Annotated in this window: 33 protein-coding genes, 1 tRNA gene and 1 pseudogene; 9 read left to right on the plus strand and 26 right to left on the minus strand. The window is 40.4% G+C overall.

Annotation, left to right across the window (positions count from 1 at the left end; genetic code table 11):
• The first annotated feature begins 53 nt into the window (after positions 1–53).
• Positions 54–584 carry an NAD(P)H-dependent oxidoreductase gene (locus G9G57_RS19165; RefSeq protein WP_164965462.1) on the plus strand — a complete coding sequence of 177 codons (531 nt, stop codon included), beginning with the start codon at positions 54–56 and terminating at the stop codon, positions 582–584.
• Positions 585–676: 92 nt separating this feature from the next.
• On the opposite strand, the gene G9G57_RS19170 is transcribed toward G9G57_RS19165, so the two are convergent.
• A tRNA-Leu gene (locus G9G57_RS19170) sits at positions 677–761 on the minus strand.
• A 379-nt stretch (positions 762–1140) separates the two neighbouring features.
• Between G9G57_RS19170 and G9G57_RS19175 the strand changes: the two genes are divergently transcribed.
• Positions 1141–1575 (plus strand): N-acetyltransferase, encoded by a 435-nt coding sequence (locus G9G57_RS19175; RefSeq protein ID WP_123797062.1) that lies wholly within the window; start codon positions 1141–1143, stop codon positions 1573–1575.
• 101 nt (positions 1576–1676) lie between these two features.
• On the opposite strand, the gene G9G57_RS19180 is transcribed toward G9G57_RS19175, so the two are convergent.
• Both G9G57_RS19180 and G9G57_RS19185 read right to left on the minus strand, forming a co-directional pair.
• Entirely contained in the window at positions 1677–2186 is a 510-nt protein-coding gene (locus G9G57_RS19180; RefSeq protein ID WP_164965415.1) for a GNAT family N-acetyltransferase, read from the minus strand.
• A gap of 72 nt (positions 2187–2258) precedes the next feature.
• The gene (locus G9G57_RS19185; protein ID WP_164965416.1) at positions 2259–2774 is read right to left on the minus strand and encodes a hypothetical protein; all 516 of its coding nucleotides are present in this window, start codon (positions 2772–2774) and stop codon (positions 2259–2261) included.
• 300 nt (positions 2775–3074) lie between these two features.
• Between G9G57_RS19185 and G9G57_RS19190 the strand changes: the two genes are divergently transcribed.
• Positions 3075–3578, plus strand: a complete 504-nt coding sequence (locus tag G9G57_RS19190; protein WP_107734342.1) for a hypothetical protein — start codon at positions 3075–3077, stop codon at positions 3576–3578.
• A gap of 161 nt (positions 3579–3739) precedes the next feature.
• On the plus strand, positions 3740–4237 hold the full coding sequence (locus G9G57_RS19195; protein ID WP_044785472.1) for a hypothetical protein: 498 nt from the start codon (positions 3740–3742) through the stop codon (positions 4235–4237).
• Positions 4238–4390: 153 nt separating this feature from the next.
• Here G9G57_RS19195 and nspC read toward each other — a convergent pair whose 3' ends face one another.
• The 7 genes from nspC to G9G57_RS19230 form a co-directional block, all read right to left on the minus strand.
• Positions 4391–5530, minus strand: a complete 1140-nt coding sequence (nspC, locus tag G9G57_RS19200) for a carboxynorspermidine decarboxylase (protein ID WP_016819677.1) — start codon at positions 5528–5530, stop codon at positions 4391–4393.
• Positions 5531–5538: 8 nt separating this feature from the next.
• Positions 5539–6738 carry a saccharopine dehydrogenase family protein gene (locus G9G57_RS19205; RefSeq protein WP_013370430.1) on the minus strand — a complete coding sequence of 400 codons (1200 nt, stop codon included), beginning with the start codon at positions 6736–6738 and terminating at the stop codon, positions 5539–5541.
• A gap of 316 nt (positions 6739–7054) precedes the next feature.
• Positions 7055–7315, minus strand: a complete 261-nt coding sequence (locus G9G57_RS19210; RefSeq protein ID WP_164965417.1) for a bacteriocin immunity protein — start codon at positions 7313–7315, stop codon at positions 7055–7057.
• A 155-nt stretch (positions 7316–7470) separates the two neighbouring features.
• On the minus strand, positions 7471–9351 hold the full coding sequence (gene htpG / locus G9G57_RS19215; protein WP_164965418.1) for a molecular chaperone HtpG: 1881 nt from the start codon (positions 9349–9351) through the stop codon (positions 7471–7473).
• 181 nt (positions 9352–9532) lie between these two features.
• On the minus strand, positions 9533–10156 hold the full coding sequence (locus tag G9G57_RS19220) for an SMI1/KNR4 family protein (protein WP_164965419.1): 624 nt from the start codon (positions 10154–10156) through the stop codon (positions 9533–9535).
• A gap of 155 nt (positions 10157–10311) precedes the next feature.
• Positions 10312–11625, minus strand: a complete 1314-nt coding sequence (locus G9G57_RS19225; RefSeq protein WP_164965420.1) for a PQQ-binding-like beta-propeller repeat protein — start codon at positions 11623–11625, stop codon at positions 10312–10314.
• A gap of 55 nt (positions 11626–11680) precedes the next feature.
• Complete coding sequence (locus G9G57_RS19230) at positions 11681–12154, minus strand: DUF7716 domain-containing protein (protein WP_044785467.1); 474 nt, start codon at positions 12152–12154, stop codon at positions 11681–11683.
• Positions 12155–12286: 132 nt separating this feature from the next.
• Here G9G57_RS19230 and G9G57_RS19235 point away from each other — a divergent pair, with 132 nt between their 5' ends.
• Entirely contained in the window at positions 12287–13420 is a 1134-nt protein-coding gene (locus G9G57_RS19235; protein WP_164965421.1) for a phosphodiester glycosidase family protein, read from the plus strand.
• Between the two features lie 127 nt (positions 13421–13547).
• On the opposite strand, the gene G9G57_RS19240 is transcribed toward G9G57_RS19235, so the two are convergent.
• The 9 genes from G9G57_RS19240 to G9G57_RS19280 form a co-directional block, all read right to left on the minus strand.
• Positions 13548–13997, minus strand: a complete 450-nt coding sequence (locus tag G9G57_RS19240) for a DUF6386 family protein (RefSeq protein WP_164965422.1) — start codon at positions 13995–13997, stop codon at positions 13548–13550.
• Between the two features lie 223 nt (positions 13998–14220).
• The gene (locus tag G9G57_RS25980) at positions 14221–14319 is read right to left on the minus strand and encodes a hypothetical protein (RefSeq protein WP_014599622.1); all 99 of its coding nucleotides are present in this window, start codon (positions 14317–14319) and stop codon (positions 14221–14223) included.
• A 99-nt stretch (positions 14320–14418) separates the two neighbouring features.
• Positions 14419–14784 (minus strand): hypothetical protein, encoded by a 366-nt coding sequence (locus G9G57_RS25985; protein WP_164965423.1) that lies wholly within the window; start codon positions 14782–14784, stop codon positions 14419–14421.
• Between the two features lie 79 nt (positions 14785–14863).
• Positions 14864–15097: a hypothetical protein gene (locus G9G57_RS19250; RefSeq protein WP_164965424.1), complete on the minus strand. Its 234-nt coding sequence runs from the start codon at positions 15095–15097 to the stop codon at positions 14864–14866.
• 316 nt (positions 15098–15413) lie between these two features.
• Positions 15414–15692, minus strand: coding sequence for a hypothetical protein (locus G9G57_RS19255; RefSeq protein ID WP_013370420.1), 279 nt, complete (start codon positions 15690–15692; stop codon positions 15414–15416).
• Between the two features lie 424 nt (positions 15693–16116).
• Positions 16117–16395 (minus strand): hypothetical protein, encoded by a 279-nt coding sequence (locus G9G57_RS19260; RefSeq protein WP_238799323.1) that lies wholly within the window; start codon positions 16393–16395, stop codon positions 16117–16119.
• Between the two features lie 354 nt (positions 16396–16749).
• Positions 16750–17478, minus strand: coding sequence for an ATP-grasp domain-containing protein (locus G9G57_RS19265; RefSeq protein ID WP_013370415.1), 729 nt, complete (start codon positions 17476–17478; stop codon positions 16750–16752).
• 177 nt (positions 17479–17655) lie between these two features.
• Positions 17656–17811, minus strand: coding sequence for a hypothetical protein (locus G9G57_RS25990; RefSeq protein WP_013370414.1), 156 nt, complete (start codon positions 17809–17811; stop codon positions 17656–17658).
• A 474-nt stretch (positions 17812–18285) separates the two neighbouring features.
• On the minus strand, positions 18286–19158 hold the full coding sequence (locus G9G57_RS19280; protein WP_164965425.1) for an AraC family transcriptional regulator: 873 nt from the start codon (positions 19156–19158) through the stop codon (positions 18286–18288).
• Between the two features lie 570 nt (positions 19159–19728).
• On the opposite strand from G9G57_RS19280, the gene G9G57_RS26450 reads away from it, so the two are divergent.
• Positions 19729–19899: a DUF3953 domain-containing protein gene (locus G9G57_RS26450; protein WP_414056454.1), complete on the plus strand. Its 171-nt coding sequence runs from the start codon at positions 19729–19731 to the stop codon at positions 19897–19899.
• Here the strand turns inward: G9G57_RS26450 and G9G57_RS25995 are convergent.
• From G9G57_RS25995 to G9G57_RS19310, 4 genes are all read right to left on the minus strand, one after another.
• Complete coding sequence (locus G9G57_RS25995) at positions 19885–20040, minus strand: hypothetical protein (RefSeq protein WP_164965409.1); 156 nt, start codon at positions 20038–20040, stop codon at positions 19885–19887. The genes G9G57_RS26450 and G9G57_RS25995 overlap by 15 nt on opposite strands.
• Positions 20007–20261, minus strand: coding sequence for a DNA methyltransferase (locus G9G57_RS26305; RefSeq protein ID WP_164965426.1), 255 nt, complete (start codon positions 20259–20261; stop codon positions 20007–20009). The genes G9G57_RS25995 and G9G57_RS26305 overlap by 34 nt, the downstream gene beginning before the upstream one ends.
• 762 nt (positions 20262–21023) lie before the next feature.
• Positions 21024–21296 carry a hypothetical protein gene (locus G9G57_RS19305; RefSeq protein ID WP_014599614.1) on the minus strand — a complete coding sequence of 91 codons (273 nt, stop codon included), beginning with the start codon at positions 21294–21296 and terminating at the stop codon, positions 21024–21026.
• 314 nt (positions 21297–21610) lie between these two features.
• Complete coding sequence (locus tag G9G57_RS19310; RefSeq protein WP_164965427.1) at positions 21611–22654, minus strand: ankyrin repeat domain-containing protein; 1044 nt, start codon at positions 22652–22654, stop codon at positions 21611–21613.
• A 552-nt stretch (positions 22655–23206) separates the two neighbouring features.
• Between G9G57_RS19310 and G9G57_RS19315 the strand changes: the two are divergent.
• From G9G57_RS19315 to G9G57_RS19325, 3 genes and pseudogenes are all read left to right on the plus strand, one after another.
• A pseudogene (locus G9G57_RS19315) lies at positions 23207–23613 on the plus strand (contractile injection system protein, VgrG/Pvc8 family); the annotation flags it as partial.
• A 62-nt stretch (positions 23614–23675) separates the two neighbouring features.
• The gene (locus G9G57_RS19320; RefSeq protein ID WP_164965428.1) at positions 23676–24224 is read left to right on the plus strand and encodes a T6SS immunity protein Tdi1 domain-containing protein; all 549 of its coding nucleotides are present in this window, start codon (positions 23676–23678) and stop codon (positions 24222–24224) included.
• Positions 24225–24541: 317 nt separating this feature from the next.
• Positions 24542–24703: a hypothetical protein gene (locus tag G9G57_RS19325; RefSeq protein ID WP_228392894.1), complete on the plus strand. Its 162-nt coding sequence runs from the start codon at positions 24542–24544 to the stop codon at positions 24701–24703.
• Positions 24704–24839: 136 nt separating this feature from the next.
• Here the strand turns inward: G9G57_RS19325 and G9G57_RS19330 are convergent, their stop codons facing one another.
• The 3 genes from G9G57_RS19330 to G9G57_RS19340 form a co-directional block, all read right to left on the minus strand.
• Complete coding sequence (locus tag G9G57_RS19330) at positions 24840–25106, minus strand: phage portal protein (protein WP_013370400.1); 267 nt, start codon at positions 25104–25106, stop codon at positions 24840–24842.
• Positions 25107–25434: 328 nt separating this feature from the next.
• Complete coding sequence (locus G9G57_RS19335) at positions 25435–26229, minus strand: hypothetical protein (RefSeq protein ID WP_164965429.1); 795 nt, start codon at positions 26227–26229, stop codon at positions 25435–25437.
• 83 nt (positions 26230–26312) lie between these two features.
• Complete coding sequence (locus tag G9G57_RS19340) at positions 26313–26588, minus strand: hypothetical protein (protein WP_164965430.1); 276 nt, start codon at positions 26586–26588, stop codon at positions 26313–26315.
• Between the last annotated feature and the right edge of the window lie 121 nt (positions 26589–26709).

The following is a 26709-nucleotide window of genomic DNA, read 5'->3' on the forward strand; positions in this document are numbered from 1 at the left end:
ATAATACGTATCCACAAAAAGCAAATGATGCGATGTAAGAAAGGTGATTGATGATGAAGACTCTCGTAATTTTAGCACACCCGAATATTGAAAATTCCAGAGTAAATCAAAGATGGAAACAAGAATTACTTCGATATTCCAATGAAATTACAATTCATGAAATTTATAAAGAGTATCCCAACTGGAAAATTGATGTTTTGAAAGAACAAAAGTTACTTGAAGCACACAGCAATATCATATTTCAGTTCCCTTTATACTGGTATAGTTACCCTCCTCTATTAAAAAAGTGGTTTGATGATGTTTTTGCCCATGGATGGGCTTATGGTTCAAAAGGTGATAAGTTAAAAGGAAAGAAGCTAGGGATCGCCATGTCGATTGGCGATAAAAAAGAAAACTACTTATCTACGGGTTCCGTTACATTTACGGTAGATGAAGTTATAGCCCCTTTTAAAGCAAGCGCAGTACATGTGGGCGCCGTAACATTACCCTATTTCGCTGTCTTCGGAGCCTCGTTTCAAGCAAGTGATGAAGACGTTAACCAGAGTGCAAAAGATTATATTAAATATATATTCCAGCATAAATAAAATGGCTGTTTAATAGCACGCATCTTAACCATATAAAAACAGGCTCTTGGAGGCATTCAGCCAATCCAAGAACCTGTAATTGTTAGGTATAATGCGGTCGAGAGGACTCGAACCTCCACGGGGGGTTAGCCCACACGGACCTGAACCGTGCGCGTCTGCCAATTCCGCCACGACCGCATACTATGTATTGATGGCGATACTTTAATCGCCGTAATTAAAATTATATCTTGAATAGAGCTTAAAAGCAAGCCGATTTATATTATATTTTCTATGAATAATGCTAGTAAATATAAGAAAATCACTGGATATCACCAACCAGATATGGTAAGATGAACGCATCAGGAAAGGAGGTGCGTCAACATCAATAATCATATGTTGAGCGTATCCCTTACCCGGTCCGTTATTCTCTAATTTGCAGAGTTGACGGAGGCGCGGGATACGGATCAAGGCTTTAATTAAGCGCCACGGGTAAAAAGACCGTCTACGGACGGTCTTTTTTATTTCAGTATCATACTTAATATAGATAAGATTACATAATGTGAAAAGAGGCGTTACAATGTCAATTAGACCTGCGAAAGTAGAAGAGTTGAAAGAACTGGTAGCCATTTGGCTGGACGCTTCCGTAGAAGCCCACCATTTTATTGCTCGGGAGTATTGGACATCTAAAGCTGCCGAGATGGAGAACAAGTACCTTCCCCTCGCTCAGAACTACGTTATCATACAAGATGACCATACGATCGGCGGCTTCATTTCCATGATGGACGGATACTTGGCTGCTCTGTTTATACGGGTTGATTCTCAAAGAAAAGGCTATGGCAAATTACTATTAGATTGGGTTAAGAAGCAGCATGATGAGATTCAGCTAAAAGTGTACCAGTCCAACACGAAAGCATTTAACTTTTATACTAAAAATGGATTTGCGATACAAGAGGAATCTGTGGATGCTGAAACTGATGAGAAGGAATTTGTGATGATATGGACAAAACATTAATGATAATGAAGCACCTCTAGCTTTTTAGAGCAAAGGCTCCGCTCCCGTATCTATACGGAACAAGCAGAGCCTTTTACTTTTATCTACTACTGTCTAGTCTCTTATTTAAGCCCATAAACCTCGGTATATAAAATCTCTTTAAACGGAGTAAATTCCTGTTCAGACAGCGCACCTGGATAGCTCATAATTTGAAGCCGCAGATCCGTCTGTCCTTCTCTTAGAGGGGGCTGTACATATTCAAAATGGTTCAGATGGAATCCCATTCGTTCGTAAAAACCAATTCTTCTCCGTGACCATCCATCCACTGGAGGCTCAACCTCCAGCACTACCGGTTGGTCAGACTGTGATATAAATCTACCCATAAGCTTTTTGCCTAATCCGCCACCTCGTATACGGGAATCTACCGCGATATGCTCTACAAACCGAAAATGTTCAAATTCCCAGCCCGCCAAAAAAGCGACTATATTTCCCTGCTCATTTTTTTCAGTGATAATACGATAGCTAGGATGCTTCAATAAAGCCTTTTGAGCCTCAAATGTCCTGCATTCTGATGCTGGAAAAGAAGATTCCATAATCGCATATATTTCAGAAAAATCGTGTTCATTTATCATATATCCCTAGCTCCTTTACCTCTACATCCCCCCAACGACAACAGCCTGTCTTTCATTAAGAGAAAGAGGGGGTTAGACCTTGTTTAATTCCATAAGCGTCAGCAACACGTGTTCCAACAACTCTGAAATATCCTCCATCTGATCTTCGTTAATTTGCCTGGAAAATCGGAGTTCAATCCTGTTTTGGTATGTAGACGTCTTCTCTCCGTAAATCTGACTTAACGTTTGTACTGGTCGAAGTTCGGGCTTCCAAATGTCGGTCAGTATATTTTCAATCCGGCTGCATTGTGTCACAATCTCTCGAATCTTCATATCAAAATACAGCAACAAGCTACATCCCGGAGTTTGATCTTCCATTTCCAATATTTCTGCAGCCAGGTTGTTTAAATCCATCTTTAGTTGAAGCTCTGCCGTCACACCCGGCTGTTCTCTCAGGCTGAACTGTACGCCAAATTCACGGGACATTACCGACATCTCCAATCTATCGATTCGCTGTGTAATGTTAATACGTGAATCCAGATTATCCAGATCGTAAACCGCATTTTCCATAGCCACTTTTAAATTATCAAAAACGGTCGGGTCAAACATTTTTTCACCTCCAATTATTGAGTATAACATAGCTTCTGTACACTTCTTAGATAGGATACCCCTTTTCATCAAAGCATATTAAGACGGAATTTTATAGTATACAGCAAGTCGGTCAATTCCTATGTCGAAGATTAGTGAATAAATTTGTAAAAACTCATAATTGTGACAAAAATATATATATTCTTGTTTATTATTACATTTTTATTCCAATTTATTGGAATACACTATATAATAATGGATGGGATTAGCAATATATATCATATAAATCTCACAAAACAAAAGAAGGGAAGAGATTATAAAATGAAAAAGGCAATAATATCCACACTAGGTCTAGCACTTCTATTAAGTACATCCACCGCTGTTGCATCTGCTCAAGAAGCAGCACCCGCATTACAAAAGGAATCTATTCAGCTTTCATCTTCATGGTATACCGACGTTGAGCCTAATAACTGGTTTGATCAAGCCACTGGAATAACAGTAGGAAGTGGCGTCGATATCTATGGGAACTTCGGAAAATTCATTTCTGAAGGCAATATAGGCTATGACTTTGCAGATTATTATAAGTTTACAGCCCCTCGGTCTGGATTTTATGAATTTAACATTCAAGGGGAAATATATCCTAATTCATGGATGATGCTTAGTGTGGCTGACAGCAATGGAAGTATCAAAAGAAGTGCAGCAGATCGTCAATACCGTTTAGGTATAAATCTTGAAGCCGGACAAGATTATTACTTGTTAGTAGAGGTAGCCAATCCTGAGGTTGGTCAATTGTTCGACTATAGAGTTTTTTCTACGATTAAATAAACTAAACAGCCAATGGAGCATATCAACAACGTAATCTTTTTTACAGGGTCTACGTTTTTACATCTTTGAACAGCTATTGTCTTACGACAAATGTAGCTATGGAAAACCATCACTTTGTAAAAAATATTATATAAACCCTAAAAAGAGAGGTGTTTTATTTTATGAAAAAAACGTTATTAGCTTCATTAGGTCTTACACTTATGCTAAGCACCTCTGCGGGTGCTACTTTTGCCGCCGAAGCAGACTCTTCACCCGTAGCAAAGGATGCAAAAATCAGCTCCCTACTTGAGTACCATGAACAGGAACCAAATGATAGTTTTGAGCAAGCTAACTATTATTTTATAACTGATGCTGTCATTGGAACTCTCGGAGAAAAAGTACAAGGAGCTTTTGAAAACTACGATGTATATAAAATTATGGTCTCCAGATCAAACGAAGTTCTGTTTACCATTCAAGGCGACATATTTTCTGATTCCTGGATGGAGCTAACCCTCTACGATAGCAATGGTAATAGGATTAAGCGGTCTAAAAACGGTCAATATTCTCTAGATGCGGATCTTGAAAAAGGTAAGGATTACTACCTAACTGTCACTGCGTTAGGGCTTGAAGCCGGAAAACATGTTTTTGACTATAGACTCTCTTCTGAGGTTATAAGGTAAATCCACTATTTTCTGATATTGTATTGGATTGTACTAAAGGCACATGTACAAATCAAAAAATCTCTAGCACGCCAAAAGCCGCGTCCTTATCATCAAGGAGCGCGGCTTTTTATTGCTTAAACATTATACTTAGTTATTTACACTCTTTATTTCCTATGACAAACGCGAGCTAAAGTCCTCGTAGGAGAACTGACGGATTACCTTGATGCCTTCTTCGTCATTGTAGCTGGCGATGGCTGGCAGGTTGACTCCGTTGAACATGTGGTTTTTGACCATCGTGTAATGGGCCATGTCGCAGAATACAAGCTTGTCTCCCGGCTTCAATGGCTCTTTAAAGGAATAGTCACCAATCACATCTCCAGCCAAGCACGTAAGCCCTCCAAGTCTGTAAGTATGTGCATACTCACCAGGCTTGCCAGCACCAATGATATTCGGGCGGTAAGGCATAGCCAGCACATCAGGCATATGACATTCAGCCGAAGTATCCAGAATGGCAATGTCCATTCCGTTTTTCATCGTATCCAATACGGTTGCAACCAGATATCCGGTGTTCAGAGCGATAGCTTCGCCTGGCTCAAGATAAACTTGCACACCGTATTTATCCTGAAAATATTGGATACAGCGTACCAGTGTGTCCAGATCATAGTCTTCTCTGGTAATATGGTGACCGCCGCCAAAATTGAGCCATTTCATTTGCTTAATGTATGGCCCGAATTTCTCATCCACGACTTTAATAGTGCGCTCCAGCGTATCTGAATTCTGTTCACACATCGTATGAAAATGAATACCGTCCACGCCATCCAGATCCTCAGGTCTAAAGTTAGCTAGAGTCACACCCATTCTGGAGTTGTTGTAGCAAGGATCATACAGCGGCGTTTCGATTTCCGAATATTCCGGATTCACTCGAATGCCGATATCGATTTTTTTGGAAGTTACGCCTTGCACTCTGCTTTTGAAGCGTTTCAGTTGATCAAAGGAGTTGAAAACAATATGGTCAACATACTCCAATAGCTCATCAAATTCACTGTCAACATAAGCTGGTGCGTATACGTGAACCTCCTTGTCCATTTTTTCGCGACCGAGTCTTGCCTCGAACAACGAACTGGAGGTTACGCCTTTTAAGTATTTGCCAACCAGAGGAAAGGTCGAAAACATCGAAAATCCCTTAAGAGCAAGCAGAATACTGCAACCTGTACGCTCTTGTACGGAATTCAAAACCTCAAGGTTTTTGACAAGAAGTCTTTCGTCAACAAGATAACAAGGTGATGGGAGTCCGGTAATATCAATATTCATCGCAGACCTCAATCAAGCAACGTTGGCGAAAAGTTCTCTTGCCATGGCAATCCGTGTTTATTTAGTGCTTCCATGAATGGATCTGGATCGAATTCCTCAACGTTGTAAACGCCTGGCTTTTTCCAGAGACCTTTGATGATAAGCATTGCACCGATCATGGCAGGAACACCTGTTGTATAAGAAATGGCTTGGGAGCCAACCTCTGCATAACATTCTTCATGATCACAAACGTTGTAAACATAATAGGTTTTTGGCTTTCCATCTTTCACGCCTTGGATGATGCAGCCAATGTTTGTTTTGCCTTTTGTTCTTGGTCCCAGAGAAGCCGGGTCCGGCAAAATAGCTTTCAGGAATTGCAGTGGAATGATTTGTTGCCCTTCATAATCAATAGGCTCGATCGAAGTCATGCCCACGTTTTGAAGTACGTTCAAATGATTCAGATAATTGTCCGAGAACGTCATCCAGAAGCGGATTTTTTTCACGCCTTTAATATTCACTGCAAGAGATTCCAGTTCTTCATGGTACAAAAGATATATATTTTTCGGTCCAATTTCAGGAAGATCGTATACTTTTTTCTCAGAAAGTGGCTCAGTTTCAATCCATTCTCCGTTTTCAAAGTAACGGCCTTTCGCTGTAATTTCACGAATATTGATTTCCGGATTAAAATTAGTTGCAAAAGGATATCCGTGGTCCCCTGCATTCGCATCCACAATATCAATCGTATGAATTTCATCAAAATAGTGCTTTTGAGCATAAGCCGTAAATACTCCAGTCACGCCTGGATCAAAACCGCTGCCCAGCAGAGCGGTAATTCCTGCTTTTTCGAATCTTTCTTTGTAGGCCCATTGCCAGCTGTATTCAAACTTCGGCGTATCCGGCGGTTCATAGTTCGCCGTATCAACGTAATGAACACCTGTCTCAAGGCAAGCATCCATTATCGTCAAATCCTGATAAGGGAGAGCCACATTGATAACTACATCCGGTTGAAAGCTTCGAATCAAGTCAATGACCATGTCGGTGTTGTCAGCATCAAGCTGAGCCGTTTGGATCTTCGTACGACCTCCACCCAGCTTCTCTTTAAGCGCATCGCATTTCTCAACAGTTCTGCTTGCGATACAAATTTCTTCAAATACATCTGGGTTTTGGCAACATTTATGCACCACAACGCTGGCCACGCCACCGGCGCCAATAATCAATGCTTTTCCCAAAATAAATAACCTCCTTATTCCATACGCTAATCGCTATTCATTCTTGCAAACAAAATGATTATAAAGACATCCAACCAAATAATCAAGAAAAACGACAATTTGCTGTGTCAAAATTCACAGAAGCATGTCACAAAAATTTTACAAACCCCAAAATTAGGCATAAATTCTCCGTAAAGCGAGCAAAAAGCAAACATTTCTCCATACATTACAGGGAAGCCAGCACACCTTTAACGGAAGTTTTCTTGAATATAATGCTCATAACCTTTAAAAAAATTATATTATCTTATTTTTTAACAAAAGACTACCCCTCCGCATGCTATGAAGAAGATTCATGAGGGGGTAGAATAATGGGCTGATAGCGTAATGCTTCATCTACAATCTCTGCCGCACTCAAATCACGGTCATCCCAGTAGATCAAATTACTAATCCCCGGATGAGGTGTATTTTGCATGACTACGGTAAGCATGCTGTCGATTTCCTCCTCTGTTCCCTCGCCTCTGATGATTTTTTCCACCAACTGTATAAGCTCACTTCGGCTTAAACTTTGGGGGTTCAATGGATCTCGATCCAGACTCATACAATCGCCCTCCTAGGTTTTGAATAGTCGGCACAGTGCAAGGCCTTATGCTTCTACTGTAAGCGTTATATGGCCTATTATGGAGCTTTAAGAAGTGTCATAATAAATAAAGCCGCCCCCGGTGTGGGAACGGCTTTATATCGTAATAAAGCATATTAAACCATGATTTTGCAAATATCGTTCGTGAATTCAACCGGATCTTGCAGTGGCAAGCCCTCGATCAGCAAAGCTTGATTGTACAGTAATGCCGTATAGAGGTTTACCTTCTCCTTATCCTCGGCAAAGGCTTCTTTCAAAGAGTTGAACACCGCATGGTTCACGTTGATTTCCAGCACTTTATTTGCTTTGACATCAGCGTTATTCGGCATGGAGTTCAAAATTTTCTCCATCTCAATAGTCACTTCGCCATCAGCGGACAGACATACCGGATGTGTCTTCAAGCGCTTGGAGGCTTTAACACTGGATACTTTGCCTTCCAGCAAACCCTTCATGTACTCGAACAACTCCTTGTTGTCGTTTTGTTCCGCTTCAGTTTCTTTCTCATTTTCGTCAGACTCAATGCCCAGATCGCCACTCGATACGGATTTGAATTCTTTCTCTTTATAGCTTAAGAGCATTTTAATAGCGAACTCATCAATATCATCAGTGAAGTACAAAATTTCGTAGCCTTTATCGGCCACCAATTCGGTCTGCGGTAGCTTTTCAATACGCTCATTGGACTCCCCGGAAGCATAATAAATATACTTTTGATCCTCTGGCATACGAGATACATATTCGTCCAAAGTAACCTGCTTTTTCTCTGTAGAAGAGTAGAACATAAGCAGATCCTGAAGGGTTTCTTTATGTCTGCCGTAATCGTTGTACACACCAAATTTCAATTGTCTTCCAAATGATTTGTAGAATTGATCATATTTCTCCCGATCAATTTTGAGCAGAGTCAACAGCTGGCCTTTAATTTTGCTTTCAATATTTTTGGCAATCAGCTTCAACTGACGATCATGCTGCAGCATTTCTCTCGAAATGTTGAGTGACAGGCTTTCGGAGTCAACCATACCTTTTACAAAGCTAAAATAATCCGGCAGCAGGTCAGGAGATTTTTCCATGATTAGCACACCGTTAGCATACAACTCGAGCCCTTTTTCATATTCCTTAGAGTAAAAATCAAACGGAATATTCTCAGGAATAAACAAAATCGCTTGGTACACTACCGCGCCGTCCGCGCTGACATGGATATGCTGGAGCGGCTTGTCGTAGCCATAGCGTTTTTCCGCGTAGAAATTTTGATAATCCTCGTCGGTTAGCTCGCTTTTATTTTTTCTCCAGATGGGCACCATGCTGTTAATACGCTGTTCTTCTTTGTAATCCTCAAACTCGTTATCGCTTCCTTCTTTCAGACGCTTGCCTGTAACATCCATTTTAATCGGGTAGCGGATAAAGTCGGAGTATTTTTTAATAAGTGCTTTTAAACGGTACTCGTCCAAATATTCGTCGTAGGACTCATCCTCGGTGTTTTCCTTGATTTTCAGAACAATCTCGGTTCCGACCTCGTCCTTCTCAGCCACCTCAATGGTATAACCGTCAGCACCTGTAGATTCCCATTTATAAGCAGTATCGCTTCCCAAAGCCTTGGTCGTTACTGTAACTACATCTGCTACCATGAAAGCTGAATAGAAGCCGACGCCGAATTGACCGATAATGTCATGACCATCCTTGGACTCATTTTCATTTTTGAATGCCAGTGAGCCACTTTTAGCAATGACGCCCAGGTTATTTTCCAGTTCTTCCTTGGTCATCCCAATCCCGGTATCACGCAGAGTTAGCGTTCTATGATCCTTATCGGCAATTACTTTAATATAATAATTCTCTTTGTCAAAGACTAATTGATCGTCTGTCAGTGCTTTGTAATAGATTTTGTCAATCGCATCACTTGCGTTGGAGATCAGCTCTCTTAGGAAAATTTCCTTTTGAGTGTAAATCGAGTTAATCATCATTTCGAGCAGACGCTTGGACTCAGCCTGAAACTGTTTTTTCTCCATTCGAATATCTCCTTTCAAATATAAACCTATGTAAGGCCAGCGGATAAGAGCTATGCAAACGATTCAGCTTTGTTAGCACTCCCATCATTCGAGTGCTAGCCTACCTTTTTTATAACATTCCTCATTTTTTATGTCAATATCTTGGTTAATCTGCATAGTAAAATTCCATTTCAGGGAATCGTTAGTGCCCGATTTGCTTAAACATAACGTTAAACATTTCGACAGTGGATGGAAACAGCCCCTGCACATGAGGAAGCAGGTTACTCCTAATCTGTAGCTCATCCTCATTCAAATGCCGGAGATCCTCGTGAAAGAACCAGACAATAGGATAATCGCCGTCCTTATGTCTGCTGCCTACATTTAAACATACAGGGCCTTGATCGTCTTCTGCAATGGCAAATGGAATATAGCCTGCTGACAGCAAAGGTGACCATTGATCGATCAAATCATAAAATGCCTTTAAGCCATGACCTGCTGGCAGACGTGGAAACTCTACAAACGTACAATCGCTCCAGTATACTCCTGGGATAGATTCATTATCGAATTGTAAAGATACATAATGGTAGGACATGATAAAATTCCTCAGCAGAGGCGGCAGTTCAAAATGGTATTTTTCTTCCATCTCCCGAACTTCCTGTTCTGTAATCTGTGAAGGAAGGGGCTTCCACTTGATCCATCCCTCCTCATCGACGTTCCCATCACGCATTTCGAACGGTACATTTTCTTCCACATCCATAAAAAAGGCTTCATCCATCTGTGCAAATAACTCCTTCATGGATGTGCGAATATCCGCTTTCTTGTCCATGTCCTCACACCTCTTTCCTTTTTATTCGCATTTTGCATCATAGGTGTATGCCCATGCGTCTCTATATGGAAATAGCATTGCAATCATATGCCACTATACTTTTTATGTTCAGCTTATCAGAACTTGCTTTTTTCACCATTTGCGGAATATTAGTATTACCAGCGCAATGGCTCATAGTTACGCCAGAGCAACCAACGCTCTATCTCGTGAATTGGAGCAGTGCCAATGGTATATTCATCCTTTGAGCCACTCTGCAAATCAATCAAATGAAGCATACCGCCATACGTCCCAACCGCCAGCATGCCTTCATCAGGTGTAACTGCCAGCCCGGATATCGTACTGCCGACAAAATAGCGCCAAAGTTCACGTCCCTCTCGATCCATAAGACGGAGATATCCGTAGGCATCACCTAGAATAGCTCCTTGCGTCAGCGCTACTGCAGCGTATACTCGCATTTCTTCATTTATTATCGGCCATTCTTCCGTATTCTGAGCAAGTCCCTGCTCCACTTCGGCAATCGGCACCTGAATGGTGGCACCGTTGTAGAAATGACAGGCATTGTACCAGACATCCAGATCATCTTTGGAAAATAGAGCATAATGCGGATAGCTGGAGCTCGGCTCCCATGTATGCACCGTCTTATCCGTTAAGTCCATGAGCAAATGCTCACTCATCTGGCTTCCATAAGCGATCCAGCGTCCATCCTTCGACACAGCTCCATGCGCCATATCCACAATCGTGTCTTCCAGCCCCAACTCCCTTCGTTCAGACGCCATGGGATGAATCAAATCCACCTGATCACCAGCCAGCAAATAAACACCGTAACCGCAAACCAGCAACAAGCGCTGTCCATCGCCAAACGGAATCACTTCATCTAATATATCCTCAGGGTGCTCCTCATCCGCCAAGCATTCCAAGCCAGGAATAGCTGCCTTTAAGCGGGCCTGTATATCCTTCCACTGAAAAAACGCTGTCTCTTCCCCTTGTAAATTTCGATCCGGTTGTCGAACAATCCGAATCCCATTCCCATCCACCAACGCAAAATAACTCCCGTCCGGCGAACAACCTACACGATGCAGTCCAGGGATTTGCCTGATTCCATCTTTCCCCGTCACATAGATCTTTCCGCGTTCCCGAGGACTGCCTGCATGTAGAATGACTTCATTGCCTCCATTTATAAAAGCCATCGGCCTAACGGCTTGCAAAGCCTCCTCAAACGCTGGTGTAAGCGGCCAGGATGCAGCCGGAATCTCCTGACGTAACTGCTCTATTTCCCCGGCCTGATTTGCCTCCTGAATCATACGAAAAATATCTTCGGCTAGTTTGGAGCGTTCGTCTTGCTTTGGCTCTGGCTGCTCCTGCTGCCACTGCCTTTCCATACCGATTCTGACAAATTCGTTCACATCTGCGGCATACCTTTTTCCTTCCTGTCGCCACTGTGCTGCCAATTCATGATTCAACCAGCTCATTCTGCTCCCCCATTCCAGTCGTCTATGTATGCCCAGTTTGTTCTACAAGCTTTATTCATTCTGTTAGGTGGTTTCTCACCTTCGTCAACACAGACCACAGGTCTGTCACTGCTTTTACCTCCTCATAATCCAGGTAGGCATCGTGCTGTTCGTAATATTTGACCGCCACAATCACCATCTGAATCGTCACTGGCTGTCTAGCAGCCTTAAGAACTTCTACAATACTTTCAAAGGTGGCCAGCTCAAACCAAGTTTGAACCTGACGATCTGATATCCATAGGGGAATATACTCGTCCTGTTCGTTGGTTGCGGCTGTACCGTCCTCTGCACATTCCTCCAGCCAATGCTCATCCAAATAATAAATCGGTGTTTGAACAGGGTCCTGATCCCATTGATCCACATTCACATATAACCAGTTATTATGAAGTTGCCCCACGCTGCGCACCAATTCCTGCAATCCTTCAAATACACAATAAGAAGGGCGCTCCCTGCGACGGTAATCCTCAAGTCTTGTCTCATACCTGCTCATCTCCAGCCACCCCGTTTCTGTATCATCCAAACACTCAAAATTCGCGTAACATACATTTATAACTCATAAAACCCGATATAAGTACAAGCACCTCGTCAATAGTTAAGACTACATAAGGAGATTGATCTATTCATGAAAAGAATCACCGCACTTATTATTCTGTCTATGCTCTTACTTGTAACCCCGATCTACGCTGCTGCACCAGCACCTATGCTGGTTTATGTGGATCAGAGTAACCACTCCTTCATCCCGCTTCGCCTCCTAAACAGCTATGAAGGGATCACACTCAACCTGAACCCAGCAGACAAAAAAATAGAAATTGCGCAAGGCAATACCCGGCTTACATTATTTACGGGACAAGCTGCTGCTAAAGTAAATGACCAAACAGTTCGTTTGCAAAATGCACCTTTTACCGATAACAGCACTACCTATGTACCCTTACAGTTCATCAGCCAACATCTAAACCTGCAAGTCTTATGGCTAAAAGAAAACTCAGCTGTGCGTATTACGCAAGGTACAACGTCTGTTACGCTTCCGGTACTTATCGGCAAGCTACCCGGAAGCACTACCCCCATCACGACAGCTCATAAAAGCTTCAAGGTTGGATCTCGTACCTTTTCCGCTAAGGTAGTCACCATCTCCATGCTCCATCCCAAGGTGAGTTTAGACGTAGCACTGGCAGGTGATACCCTTGGTAAAGTGGAGGACTTAAGCAGTCTCGCCAAACGCAATCAAGCGGTTGTAGCCATTAATGGCACATTCTTTGACGCCTACACCAAAAGCTCCTACAAGACACCTTACGGCTATCTGGTCAGCCATGGCAAGATGTTGAAAAAAAGCTCCGGCGATCAACGCACTGTCTTCACCTACGATGCTAACCATTTAGCCGAGCTCGTGTCGGGCTCTGCCTTTGAACAACGGTTAACAACCCAAGGTAGCGTCGAAGGTGCTCTTCAAGCTGGACCTCGTCTGGTCACGAACGGCCAGGTTTCCCTGAATGTCAAAGCCGAAGGCTTCAAGGACCCTAAAATATTAACAGGCGGCGGCGCCCGTAGCGCACTTGGAATTACTAGGGATCATAAGCTGATCCTCCTGACCACAAGCGGAGCGACTATTCCGCAGCTCGCCCAAATGATGAAGCAGGCTGGCGCTTATCAGGCTATGAATCTGGATGGCGGTGCTTCCAGCGGACTGTACTACAACGGCTCTTACCTCACCACACCCGGCCGTCAAATCAGCAACGCCATTATTGTAAAGTATCAATAGACGAATAAAGGGCTGTCTTCACGGATATGCAAGCCGTGGGGATAGCTTTTTCCTTTTCCCAGTCTCGGTTAATCGGCTTTCACCTGTTCGAGCGGCTTATCTGATCCGCTACGGGCTTATTCTACCCCTACAATCGAATCAGACTGGTAAAGCTGTTGCTGCCTTCGCTTCCTTTTTTAAAAGAAAGGTATATACGGTTATTTTCTCTGCTGGCCAAGCATTCATAAAGTCCGGGTTGCACAGCCAGGAATGACCCTCCCCATACACAATCAGGTTCCAACTCACCACCTGTGGCTTCCTCTCCTGCACCAATAAATATGTTTCCTGAGGGTACCTTCAAAAACAGCCGCACCGTCGGCTGCTCGATATGATCTGCTATCACAACCTCATACGTCCCGTCCGCTCCCAGATTCAAAAAAGCAGCGTTTCCCGCATTCAACTCCCCCAGCTCGTCCTCTTCGATGGACCACCAATCAGGCTCATCGTTCAAGCGATGCTTCAGAGCTTGCGTATCAAATAGGCAAAGAGTCGCCGTGTCTGTCGTAAATTGAAATGGACTACCTGCCATGTTCATCATGCGATCCTCCTGATAATAGCCAGCGAATTTCCGTTTTCTCACGTCTTCCGCTATCCAAATTGCTATACACTTGAGGGAAATTATCCCTGTATGTAAAGTATAACAATGCTTGCAGGGCCAGACAACATACTAGGGCTACCATCCACTCTGCATTAAAAAAGCCCTACCTCACGCTGTCGTGAAAAAGGGTCGCTTTGTAAGTTTGAGCGATGCTAACCTAACGTTAGATCAGAAAAGATTTGGTGATAATCACCAACAAAATGAACAATACCAAAATCGCGCCTGTGGATGTCCATGCTCCACCGTAACCTACTTCACCCATGTCTAAATCCCTCCTTGCGTTAAAGCTTACTCTTATCGTATGTAGAAAAGCGGATAACGACCGGGCGAATCGGCAAATTTATTTGTGTGAAGGAGCCTCTTAGAAAATGGACTGGTATGTTTCGGATGGGTCGGTAATGACTCGGGATGACAACTGGCAAAGAATGTCGTCTGTTCTGCGCAGCAGCCTGCTCACATCCTTCTGCTTCATCTTCTGAAGGAGCGGGGTTTCTAGCTGGGATGAAAGAAATTGAGTGGTGCCTTCATCTTTAACCGGCTCAGTAGCCTTACCGCTTTCTGTCTCCGTTGCAGCTTCGTCCACAGGAGTTGATTCAACCGTGCTTATTATCTCTCCGGCATTATCACTTTCTTTGTTTTCTTTGGTTGATTCTCCGCAACTAGTTAACGTTATAGATAGAGCAATACATCCTGCCATAATAAGCAGTCTCTTCTTGTAAATCTCCATACTCAGCCCCCTTATTTATACAATTATTTAATTCTAGCTACATTTAATAATATAAAAAAGTAAACTCGCAGTCTGGACGCTATCTGGTGTATCGCTCAATGTCTTCTTTATTCGAACTTCTTCTCATCTGGTCCTTATATTCATGTACGCCATTATTTAATTTGGCCACAGCTCCCCAACCTGAGAACACAAGCAGGAGTACTCCCATCAAGGCATAGGCGAATGTGAAATAATTCAAATAAAAGTTTAAAACAATACCACCTAAAATCAACAGCAATACAATCCACAGCGTCCACTTTAAGCCGTTCTTCAATAAAATCTCTCCCTTATAAATATTACCATAATTTCCCTTTATATACTATGATACATACGACTTACATATCTAAAAGGTTCAAGAAATTTAGGCATCATGAGTGCTGTAACTGCTGTTATCTTGAATCTCCCATTGACTTCTTTATGAAACGTTAGGTGACTAACTTTTGTGAATCCCAAAACAGAGGCTAAGAGTTGTTCAACAACCTCCGATATAATTTTGGACATGTACTTATCCGAGTGGATACTTTTATAGTCGTACATAGTTTCACCTTGCTCATGGCTGCCATAGTTGCCTTTTGCTACTTCGAGGGAGCTTAGATAGGTAACGAATCAATATGAGCTTCGACTTCAAAAATAAATTCTTCAACGCTTTCACAATCAAACCATTCACTTCCTTCATTTATCTCAAACAATACTGGATAGCTATGATGATTTATTAAAAATTGCCAACCTTGTCTTGAAATCATAGCCTCTAATATTTGACAGTAATCAAATAACTTTTCAACGTCAGCTCTATTCATTAAGTCATAATCCTGGTAAGTAGTTCCTAATGGTTCAGGAAAGATTCGATATGCTAACCATTTTGTTTCCATTTAATACACCTCTTAGAGTTACAAAAGCATATGCAGTCATAATTATAATTAGCGATTCAACATTTTCATGCAGTATCCTGCTCATTGACTTAACGAGATTGGATGAAGTAAAATCTGAGTTTTAGCACAAGTTTCAAAATATTAAGCTTCGATCATAAAATTTCAGACTCTAGACCGACTGAATCAATTGAACAGTCCCATATAAACTATCTGGCGCATCATCATATTGGCAGTTTCAGTTTTAATCCTTTATCTGGTTATTATATCGAATATTTGCTGCATTGAACAGAATATGACCCTTCTTAACTTCTGGTTCCAGACTAATAATGCGCTTATGTTTCTGTCCCTTGGAATGTACACTTGCCGTATTGATCCTGTCCTCGTCTTGCAAGTTATTATACTTCGTTACCACTCTGACCACAGATCAGAGTATTGATATCCCCGTGCCAATAAGCAAAATGACATCCGTAAACGTATTTTTAATTTGTTCTCGTTTGGCTTCAGATCGTGTCGTATCCTCCTTGAGCAAATTATCCATTAGAACCAATGTAGGACGATGATGCTTATAGTGAATACCTCTCAAGTTACCGTCTATGCCACTAATCATGATACAGGAATTCAGTCCCCCTTTACGAATCCCAAAATCCTCAATCAACATCTGATTGGTTTCTAGCTCATCTTTGATCATATCAAGGAACGGCAATGCAATCTGCTCTGTTGCTGATATGATGAGCGTGAACTGTGATTTATCATAAAGCGTGGCTTACAGCGGAAATAAAAAGAAACTGATCGTGGACTTTCCATGCTCCCTTGGGAGTCTGAAAGCTGTGATCAGTCCTCTATTTGCAAGCATATGTATTCAATGTCCATCTCACCTATAAGCTTTCTTAGTTCAGAAAAAGAGAACGTTTCGATCAGTTGTTTCATTTTGAGCGGCTTGAAATGCTTCTCCATGTATTGTTTCAGTAATTCGGTTTGTCGCTATTGTTCTAGTTTATCGTTTCAATTGTTGCGGCTCCTTTTTATTGATTTGATGTATTCATTTCGTTGTAAAACTTTAAAAATCACACTCATCTATCGTACTGGTCAACTCAGCCCATCTGGCCGATAACAACTTCGCATAGTCCAAAGAAAACAATCCATAATGTCCTAAGGAATAACCGTCATTAACTTCTACTAATAATGTTTCTCCTTTATCTGTTAATCCAAAATCCACCGCATACCCTTTAGGAGCAGCTTGGAATTGTGAGACCACATTTTCAACTACCTTATAATCAAAGTGTGCTCTCCAGTTTCCTTTATATCTTCGAATGTCTAATATCTTCCCATACCGAACAAAACATCTCCACTCTGCCACGAAATTCACAATGTCTGCACATAATATTTCCGGGTCTTCACCATATGTACTGCAGCCGATTAAATCCTTCATGCTTCTAACGACAACGCCAGTAAATTTCTTATCCTCGACAGGCTTAATAAAAATATTCCAGTTCTCAGGATTATTTGCTATGACACTTAGTTTAGACTTCCAAATCTTTCTGCCCAAGTAAGCTGTTAACTCTTTCGGATAATCAATTTCAGATGCAACAATGTCATATATATGGAGTGCTGTTCGTACATCATCCACATAGCTAACTACGATATCTTCTTTATTATGATCAGTTAGCTTATTTATATTTTCAAAATAACGTATTTCAAATCCCATCTGCTTAAATCCATCAAAAGCTGCATAAAAATTGTGATTTGCAATTTCATGATCAAAACCCTTTCTAATATATACCTTCATAAAGACCTCCTACGCATACGTCTCCGATGTGAATCTCTTACTTTTATTCAAACAATACAGTCAGTCCTAAAATAATTTCACCAAAAATTCATCTTAAAAAAATCTTCACTCTTTGCTGGCGGCTCCGTTTCCACCGTTGGAAGTCCCCTGCTATGCAACGATATAAAGAGTGGCTCATTACCACTCAATATTCGACAAAGCCATTTCCATATCCTGCTGTGTTGTTAGGGTATAGATATTGGTGGTTGCTACGTGATCATGTCTAAGGATTTGCTGAATGGTCGTCAATGGAGTCGTTTTTACCAGCTTATAGCCAAGCGCGTTTCTTAGCATATGGGGTGTGACTCTTAACGTTGATTCGATCTCCATATTTGTTCAGAATCAGGTTTACCGCATTTCGTTCCAATGGCCCACGCTGCCCCATACACAGATATTCTGATTCTACTTTTGACTTGATTTAAGATACCGATTAACGGCTTTTTGCACATCCTTATTCAAGGGTATGGTACGGAAGGAGTCCCTTGCCGAATACCTTCGCTAATCCTTTGCGTTCACTGATTTCACAGATCTGCTCCATTTGACTAGTTCAGCCAGCATCGAATGCTATCAATATACTTGTACCAAGCCTTTTTACCTATATCGAGTTTCTTGATGATATCCTCCGCGTTCACGTCTTCTTCGAACCACTGTTCAATCTCCGTTGACCGAGGATATACATGGGTTTCCCACTTTATTTGTTGAGAAAAGATAAATAAAAAAGAGCTGCCGAAACAGCTCAACAGATACTTAATAAACACACACTTTATGTTACTTTTTTAAAATGGGGATCCATATTTCACTTTTGAAAGTCGGTGAGGTTATATCTTTACTCTCATTCCATAGGATTTCAGGGCCTTCTATTTGTTCATAGTTTGAGGATGGGAACCATTCGGAATAAATACGTCCCCACACATCTTGTAGCGCATCAGGAAATGATCCGATTGCTTCGAATACTGCCCACGTTGAGGCAGCAACTTCAAGTTGTGTTAGGTTATCCGGACACTCCTTTGTTGTTGCAACGCCAATATAGTGATCAAGCTCCCCTTTTTCCTCCATTCTACCTTCAGAAAAGTTCGTGGACGCACTAAGCAACCCCATAGGCTCGACATTAGAAATTCTTTTAAGATTATTGATCTTTTCACCATCTAAACTTTCCCACATCGCAGCAATCTCTGGATTGACTCCGTTGAACATAATGGGAACTCTTTTTTGGATACCAACGATGCGAAATTCCCCTTTTTCTTCAATTCGATAGTTCATTTCACTTCCCCCTTTAATTGATAACTGGAAGGTCATTCGTGGATATGCTTTAAGTGAACGGCCATTAATTCTGGCTTCAGACGGCGTTAATCCATGTAAATTTTGAAAAGCTCTTGTAAAAGAATCTGGTGAATTGTACCCGTATTTAATCGCGATATCAATAACCTTTACATTGCTATCTTTAAGCTCAAATGCTGCAAGAGTGAAGCGTCTGCGGCGGATGTATTCTGATAACGTAACACCTGTAAGAAAAGAAAACATCCTTTTAAAATGAAATTCAGAGCAGTAAGCCAACCTTGCTACCTCTTTAAAGTCAATATCATTAGTCAGGTTTTCTTCAATATACCTTATCGCTTCATTCATGCTCTTAAGCAAATCCACTATATGACCTCCTTCATCAATAGAATAACAGTAGTCAAATGCATCCATCCGACAATTCCTGCACAATTATGTAGGGTATGTAGGGTCTATTCTTATTCATAAATTTAGTGGGAAACATATGTAACAAAGGTCATTCCCCATATGTATTAACTCAGCCTCGTAAAACAATTCGATATCCTCAATTACCTTTTGAATCAACTCATTGTCCTCCCGAGCTTCCTCAGCTCCCAGCACTTACCTTTTCGGTTTACATGCCCTTTAAAAATCGAATCACTATATTCACTTTTGCCTTACCCAATCAAATCACTCTTTCGGTTTAGTCAGCACATGATACCTCTGACCTTGCCGAGTCAGCAACAACTCATGATAGTCATACTGATTATTATCCCGAATCAAATAGTTGTATAATATTATATAATGGGGTTCATTGAATACTAATCATTGTAGAGAGGAGAACTGACCTATCCTCAAAAAAATGAATATATTTCTAATTCTTAAATTTGCGTGTGCTGCTGCCGTTGTTATCACGTCCCTTTTTTCACTTGCTTATACTGGTAGTGACCGACTCCTATCCTTTTTACACAGCTTTTTCTCAGTCTCATGTTTTTATTTTTTGGCATCTCCGAGTTTAAGACAAATCGAAAAACGTATGCCATAATTAGCTTCAGTGTATCCTTGTTCGCTGCAATTGCATTTATATCTACACTTTTATTGAGAAAAGGTTATCTACGCATTCTCTAATTCTGGCTCAGCAACTACTTCTTGATAGCTATATTGCTTACCATCCCGAACCAAATATACATCGCTATCGCTACCAACGTGGGCAATATACCGCCTTACAATCACATCTACATATTTGGGATCAGGCTCACTGTATAGCAAATTCGATTAGTTTCCTCACAAGCAATCAACATTGAACCTGAACCACCAAATAGATCAAACACAATATCACCAAGCTTACTGGAATTTTTAATTGGATAGCTAATCAAGGGAATCGGCTTCATCGTGGGATGATACTCATTGCGGAAGGGACGATCAAATTGCCATAATGTCGTTTGCTTCCGTTCATAAATACTTACTCCGTCATCTGCTACTTCAAACATTTGAGTATAGGCAGCCAATAGGAAATTATAAACTGGTGATTGTCCATCCTATCGTTCTCAATTTTCAGAGCATGCTTCGTTTTACCTGTTACCTGTATAGTCCACATTGTAGTGGCGATCAGTTCCAATGAGTTTTGCCTTCTTACATCCATCAAGGTTGCGATATCCTGTTGATTAGTCGAGTCTCCGCATATGAGCCTATGTTTACCAAGTAGCCAAATGTCACCTTTTCGGGTTATTGGATGTTCAGGCAATGCTTCTTCTAAATCGAAAGTATCCTAATCATCCATAGATTCTTCATATAATGTATCCAGCAACTTCTCACACTCACTCAAGTCCAGTTAAAGAAAAATTATATCAGCCAACTTTAATACTTCCAGTTCCTGCGCCAACAATTCGAAATTCCAATCTGCATACTCAGCCGTTTTGTTATCAGCTATTCTGAAAGCTTTGACCTATTACCAGTATTGTTGGGACTTCCTTTAGTCCAAGCTTATTGGCTGCCAACAATCGTGTATGTCCTGCTGTGTGTTTCATGTCAATGTCTTAACATTAACGATATGGCAGAGATAGCGCATCAATATGCACTTTACCCTAAGATGGTTCTTAAGCAAGTCACCCAGCATTGAACTTCCCCTGTACTGCTTCTGCAAATGCTTATTACCTGTAGTCGTTTTTATCCCAATTTGCATATTCCCCATAACTAGAAACTCACGTACTTCAAGAACTTTCTTTACTTTGATAATAACTTCTATGCCATCTTCAAAATTCCATACCAACCAAAATGCTTGCTCCAAATACGGCTCCATTGTTATAATAGGGATTTCTGTTGATAAAAATATCGTTTACTGAAATAAAGCGTAAAATATCCCTACCTTGAGCATCCGACAAACCATCCGGGCATTTCATATCTGGATAACAACCTGTCATTATACCATCCTTCCATACACATTTTTTGCTTAATTCATCAATAGTTTCATCAGGCAGATTATTTAAACAATCTTCGATATATGACTCTCTTTCGTTTAAACTCATGGCTTCCTCTCTAAAATGATATTCTATAGGTTCATTAGATAAAACGAACAAACCAAATCCAGAAGTAGCTTTCCGTTTGATACGTAAATGTCTCCCTCTATTCCAACATTCTCCAAATGAAATTTAGTATCCAATTAGATATCGCCTCCAAAAATATAAGTACTCTGCACATTGCAACGGCTTTTTCAATCACTTTCTTGTTGCAATACACGATAAGCGCTTCGATCGGATCTTTAATCTCATTGCTAATCAGTGCGAAATCCCCGTAGTTCTTAGCAACGGCATCAATTGCCTCCTACTAATTTACAGTTACATCATTCCATCATATTAAATATTGTTTTGTTTTCACGTGCCCGAGCCAATTCCAAAGGTGTTTTTCCATTATCATCTTTAGCCTGAATGTCAGCCCCATATTTTATTAGGATTTCAGCTGCTGCTGCATTTCCATTGCTGACAGCTCTATGCAAGGCTGATTGTTTATACTGGTTCCTACATTCAATATTAGCCCCATGATCCAACAGGAATTGAATACCCAAAACGTTATTACAATCCGCAAAATTATGTAAGGGAGGAAACGGTTTCTTTTCGCAATTCACATCACAGCCCAGCTCTAAAATATCATTTAACAGAGCTTCATCTTTACAATGAAGAGCGATCCCGAACCCCTTCTTTTCTACCTCTTTTTGATAGATATCCGCATATTCCGTATGTATATAATTCACAATATCACTTGAATATCTAAATGCAATTTCAAGCGGTGTCTCAGCCAACGCACGTTTTCCTACATTTGCCCCTTTTTCTGCTAAAAGTCTAAATGCCTCTAAATTATTGTGTTTACAGCAAAACTGCAAAGCTGTGCCGTGATATTTCAAAACCTTATCTAAATTGGATTTACTTGCGTTCGCAACGAGTTTCTTGATTCCTTCCATATCATTCATATAGCATGCAAACACTAGAGTTTCTTTAATTTTCTCGGCCTTTAATGATTTCCGTAAGGTTACTTTACTTTCCTCTCCCTCCGGTTCCAAATCATATCTCTGGTACATAATCAATTCGAAGACATCACTATCAAAAAGCTCTGGATTCATATCGTTCACAATATTATATTCCATTAATTTCCCAGCTTCCACTTTGATACAAAGAATCCCCTTTCCCTTCATTATCCTCTCAATCTCATTTGTATATTTTTCAAAAAGAAAAACAGTTACATCACTAACATATGAGACTTCATTTTCAATAATCTTATAATACCCGCTGGTAAATGAATTCTCTGTGCCTGATATTAAATAAATATAAGTTTTCCCTTTAATCACAGATTCATCGACAATGCTGTTAACCAAATTCTCCACATTTTTCATAAATTCATGCCCCTATTGATTTTACCTTCTCTGTTCCTGTTATATTAGCTTGAAATTCCTGCACCAGTAAAAAATCAAACTGAGTTTGAGCCCATTCAATTAAATTGTGTGAATCTAGAGTTTTAGCCTTCTTGGAGCCATTTAACGCCGTGCCTCCATCCTGTAAAGGTTGATTCTGCATTTTATTTAGTCAACAAAGATAAATGTGATACTTCTTAGGTACTATCTCGCAACAATGACCTGTCCTTTTCGGAAATTCCAGTTGCAAGTAGACTCCTCCCACACCTGTCCCTTCCAAAAATACACATTGTAAATACCGCTTTAAATGGGCCATTATGTAAAAAAAGCATCTCTATTTTAACCAATCAATACATATGATGGGTTGTTTATTAAATACCACCTCGCATCCTTTGGCACCCAACAAACTCAATGATACATATTGATCTTGAGCCAAAGCACCGATCCGTATTCAATAACCAGAAACGGATTAAAAAATGACGTGCTTATATTGAGAAAACAGCCATCACATTAGGATAGGAGACATGAACTCACTTGAGCTTACTATCAGCCGGAATTGGCTATGAAAGCCTCAGCTTTTATGGTTCCTTTCAGCCACAACACATCGAAAAGCTTCAAATAACACGTGCCATCAACGACCATGCCTATTTGCATATTAGTGGTGTGCTCTCAGAAGAACAAGAAGCCGCATGTATAGGACAGGATATGGAGCAAGAGCCGTACACAGTGTACGAGGCGTATATACATTTGAACTGGAGGCTGCTTCCCATTCGTATCAGATGGATATCAAGGTGAATAGACGCTCCTATCAAGATATTCACCGTACTTATGATGATCTGGTCACTACGATGATTCGAAAGTATCAGTATGGAGATGCCATTGATACCGTTAGCAACTATGCCAAACTGGAGACATTTGTTTTACAATATGAGGAGACCGATAGACAGAAAGAAAGTCAACTCATTTAAATATCAAACTAACAAATTAACAGAGGGAGATCAGGATGGATATTGGAATTTTTAATGATTTTGAGCTACATGAAAAGGCTTCTGAAAAACTGATTAATAAATTTGAAGGTAAAGTACCTGAGCAATTAATAGAAGTTTGGAAGCAGTATGGCTTTGGTAGTATTCTAAATGGATATCTAAAAATAGTAAACCCAGATGAATTTCATTCTTTGCTAGAAGAGGTGTATGTAAGAAGCAAAGAGGCTCTGGTTTTATTTACTACTTCCATGGGAGATCTACTTATTTGGGAAGATAATAAATATTTACTTTTACTTAATTTTAGAAGAGGAAAGATGCAAGGCATATCATCTGGGTTTGAATTTTTTTTCTCTGACCTAGAGGATGATTCATCCCTACAAAACGATCTAGATTGGCTACCATATCCTGATGCCATTGAAAAATACGGAAAACCAGCATTTGATGAATGCTTTGGTTATGTTCCACTTCTAGGATTAGGCGGTTCCGAAAAGGTAGAAAATCTAGAAAAAGTCAAACTAATTGAGCACATATATTTGAATACCCAATTCACGAGTCTTGTTGAGTAAGAAAAATTGCTTTCAAAATTATTATACTCCTAAAGGCTCATTCCAACTTGATTTATAAGGTGGATAAGTCTTTTATCTGTTCAAGATCAGTAACAAAATAATATAGCCAGCCAATTCCCCATAAATAAACAATAACTTGCCATCCCTCCCCATCTGAGTTAACATACAACACTTCAACAACGAAAGAGAAATATGTTCATGGAGGTTGGCAAGATTGGTTCTTAGAAGCATTACGCCATAGATTTTATCAATATGAACTTGCTAGTGAACAACAACAGGCGAAAAAAATTTGTTCACTCAAATGGATCAAGTTTAAAATGAATCAAAACAAGGATATTCAACAACTGCTATCCGAATGGGAAGAAGCCATAGGCTATAAGCTAAGTCAAGACAAACATTCCATTTATATGGAAGGAGTAAAAGACGAGATTCGATTGATTCTTCCCGTCATGCACTCTCACAAATATTCATTAGCTTAATGATTGCATTAGCCCCTAATTACATTAGTCCAATATTTCATCTATGCTCATTCCACTTTTCAAGGTAAAAACAAAATGCGTCGGTGAGAGAATCGTGATCTTCTCCACCAACGCATTAATAGGTTATCAATTTGTTTTAGTATACTGTGGCTGAAAACTGGCCATCCGAGTCGATATAGTTCAATTCAAAACTCTCACTAAAGATTTCAGATTGTTTTCGAAGCTGTAGATTGTGCTCTTTATCCCAATGAATCATATGTACATCTATATTATGTATGGCTTCATCCTGATCTGACTTGGACACATAGTTTACTGGTTTACCGAGCAGATAGCCAACTTCATTATCTACGAACTTACATGGGAAATTGAAAATGAGCTTTTGATTGCTTCGACTTTCTTGCATCGCATAGTTCTTTAGATAGCATGCTGACCACTGTAGTAATCTGAATATTTCCGTTTGGCTAAATCAGCCAATTGGAGTTCATTTAAACATTCTATAATGATTTGTTCCGTAATTTGCAAATACATCCTTCCTTTCAAAATAGGTTAAGTAATTGTTGCCTAAATAAAGAACCACCTTTAATAAGATAGTTCCTTGTTGAACTAAAGTTTTCCGTTAGCTCAATTATGCTAAATTAAGAATAATATTAAGCTATCTCAAAAAGTCTGGATTTGTAATCAACGTAAGGATCGTGTTCCGTTAATATTCAAATGCTTCATCTCAGATTTCTTTATGCCCAAATGATCGGATTACCTGTCTGTAAGGAAGCCTCAAACAGGCTTCTTAGTACTCGCGCGGGTTGAGAATCAGATCCCTTTAGGTTTCTCTTTACGACCTGAAAAGATATTGGATAATACAACTCATCGATTCCCCATATCTTTCGGCTTAGCGGATAAGAAGATTCAAAAATTCGTCCCATCTCCAAATCATGAAATCTTGCATGCTTATGCTCCCGTCCTTCTTTTTCAACACTCATTACTTCCTGGGCGAACGCTACTGAGTGAAAAAGCTTGCGATGATCTCTGTCTAGAATACAGAATCCTCGGTCGTTTAACTGATAAGTGTGCTCGCCTCCAGATGATAAGAACCACTTATCCTCTCCAGGAAGAGATCTCCCATATTCTTCATTAGATACAGTATCTACGAGAAAAATCCCTTGCAGCTTGCTTGCTCCTGATTCAAAAATATCCAGTTCCTTTAAAGCTTTTTCGGCCTGATCAGCAGAGAGTAACTTCTCCCCAATTGAAATTAATAATGGGAATTTGTCCTGCCCCAACCGATCAATGATTCCATAAAAGAAATTTCCTCCTGCGACATTAAAAACCCGGTCTTGATAATAGTAAAAGTCTTCATGACCGCATGAGTTCTCCCGCCACTGCTGATAAAGCTGATAGGTTTCGTCATTTACAGATTCCAGTATGTCGATTCCTTCGTCCGTAATTTCCAGCAAGCTTATATCAAAAGGGGGAGGCTTAACATTTCCTTCCTTCACACAATTGCATACTACATAAGCATCCAGGCCCATATTCCCGCTCCTTTTCAAGTCCACTAAGTAATTTTTATATCTTCCATTGATCGTTATAAGATTAAAAGAATAACTCCAATTAACTAAGCATAATATCCACCCTTTGTAGGATATTCGTGATGTTCAAGAAAATGTTTATATATTTTTCCAAATACTTTGATGGCCTTAGCTTGAGATTGGTTGTCATTCTTTAGTTTCACTACTTCACCAATTGGTGCTTGCATCGATATTTCCCCACTTATCAACTTGGGTAGGTCAACCTCAAAAATTCCATCTAATACCTTCAAACAGTTTCCAAATTTATACACAGCAACGGTTCCTCTTATCTCAACTAACTCGTAGTCCAAACAAATGGCCATTTGTATCCCCTTCCTTGCAACAATACAAACAACTAATTGGGTAACTGGTTAAGTTATCCTGCCCATAAGCTTAACAAAATTGGATCAAAATAATGAATGAGTATCTAGCGAAAGTCTCAAA

The sequence above is a fragment of the Paenibacillus sp. EKM211P genome, from assembly GCF_011066175.1.
Lineage (GTDB): Bacteria > Bacillota > Bacilli > Paenibacillales > Paenibacillaceae > Paenibacillus > Paenibacillus polymyxa.

Bases quoted from the DNA above. Each gene is read 5' to 3' on its own strand.
- G9G57_RS19165 (WP_164965462.1), top strand. From the start codon at position 54: ATGAAGACTCTCGTAATTTTAGCACACCCGAATATTGAAAATTCCAGA.
- G9G57_RS19190 (WP_107734342.1), top strand. From the start codon at position 3,075: ATGAAAAAGGCAATAATATCCACACTAGGTCTAGCACTTCTATTAAGT.
- G9G57_RS19185 (WP_164965416.1), bottom strand. From the start codon at position 2,774: ATGTTTGACCCGACCGTTTTTGATAATTTAAAAGTGGCTATGGAAAAT.
- G9G57_RS19225 (WP_164965420.1), bottom strand. From the start codon at position 11,625: ATGAGCTGGTTGAATCATGAATTGGCAGCACAGTGGCGACAGGAAGGA.
- G9G57_RS19255 (WP_013370420.1), bottom strand. From the start codon at position 15,692: ATGGAAACAAAATGGTTAGCATATCGAATCTTTCCTGAACCATTAGGA.
- G9G57_RS19265 (WP_013370415.1), bottom strand. From the start codon at position 17,478: ATGAAGGTATATATTAGAAAGGGTTTTGATCATGAAATTGCAAATCAC.
- G9G57_RS19230 (WP_044785467.1), bottom strand. From the start codon at position 12,154: ATGAGCAGGTATGAGACAAGACTTGAGGATTACCGTCGCAGGGAGCGC.
- G9G57_RS25980 (WP_014599622.1), bottom strand. From the start codon at position 14,319: ATGGGTGAAGTAGGTTACGGTGGAGCATGGACATCCACAGGCGCGATT.
- G9G57_RS19180 (WP_164965415.1), bottom strand. From the start codon at position 2,186: ATGATAAATGAACACGATTTTTCTGAAATATATGCGATTATGGAATCT.
- htpG (WP_164965418.1), bottom strand. From the start codon at position 9,351: ATGGAGAAAAAACAGTTTCAGGCTGAGTCCAAGCGTCTGCTCGAAATG.
- nspC (WP_016819677.1), bottom strand. From the start codon at position 5,530: ATGAATATTGATATTACCGGACTCCCATCACCTTGTTATCTTGTTGAC.
- G9G57_RS19195 (WP_044785472.1), top strand. From the start codon at position 3,740: ATGAAAAAAACGTTATTAGCTTCATTAGGTCTTACACTTATGCTAAGC.
- G9G57_RS19175 (WP_123797062.1), top strand. From the start codon at position 1,141: ATGTCAATTAGACCTGCGAAAGTAGAAGAGTTGAAAGAACTGGTAGCC.
- G9G57_RS19240 (WP_164965422.1), bottom strand. From the start codon at position 13,997: ATGATGAACATGGCAGGTAGTCCATTTCAATTTACGACAGACACGGCG.
- G9G57_RS19305 (WP_014599614.1), bottom strand. From the start codon at position 21,296: ATGAGTTTAAACGAAAGAGAGTCATATATCGAAGATTGTTTAAATAAT.
- G9G57_RS19210 (WP_164965417.1), bottom strand. From the start codon at position 7,315: ATGAGTCTGGATCGAGATCCATTGAACCCCCAAAGTTTAAGCCGAAGT.
- G9G57_RS26305 (WP_164965426.1), bottom strand. From the start codon at position 20,261: ATGTTTGAAGTAGCAGATGACGGAGTAAGTATTTATGAACGGAAGCAA.
- G9G57_RS19235 (WP_164965421.1), top strand. From the start codon at position 12,287: ATGAAAAGAATCACCGCACTTATTATTCTGTCTATGCTCTTACTTGTA.
- G9G57_RS19320 (WP_164965428.1), top strand. From the start codon at position 23,676: ATGGATATTGGAATTTTTAATGATTTTGAGCTACATGAAAAGGCTTCT.
- G9G57_RS19330 (WP_013370400.1), bottom strand. From the start codon at position 25,106: ATGCAAGAAAGTCGAAGCAATCAAAAGCTCATTTTCAATTTCCCATGT.
- G9G57_RS19310 (WP_164965427.1), bottom strand. From the start codon at position 22,654: ATGAAAAATGTGGAGAATTTGGTTAACAGCATTGTCGATGAATCTGTG.
- G9G57_RS19220 (WP_164965419.1), bottom strand. From the start codon at position 10,156: ATGGACAAGAAAGCGGATATTCGCACATCCATGAAGGAGTTATTTGCA.
- G9G57_RS19340 (WP_164965430.1), bottom strand. From the start codon at position 26,588: ATGGCCATTTGTTTGGACTACGAGTTAGTTGAGATAAGAGGAACCGTT.
- G9G57_RS25990 (WP_013370414.1), bottom strand. From the start codon at position 17,811: ATGCTAAGAAACGCGCTTGGCTATAAGCTGGTAAAAACGACTCCATTG.
- G9G57_RS19325 (WP_228392894.1), top strand. From the start codon at position 24,542: ATGAATCAAAACAAGGATATTCAACAACTGCTATCCGAATGGGAAGAA.
- G9G57_RS25985 (WP_164965423.1), bottom strand. From the start codon at position 14,784: ATGGAGATTTACAAGAAGAGACTGCTTATTATGGCAGGATGTATTGCT.
- G9G57_RS19335 (WP_164965429.1), bottom strand. From the start codon at position 26,229: ATGGGCCTGGATGCTTATGTAGTATGCAATTGTGTGAAGGAAGGAAAT.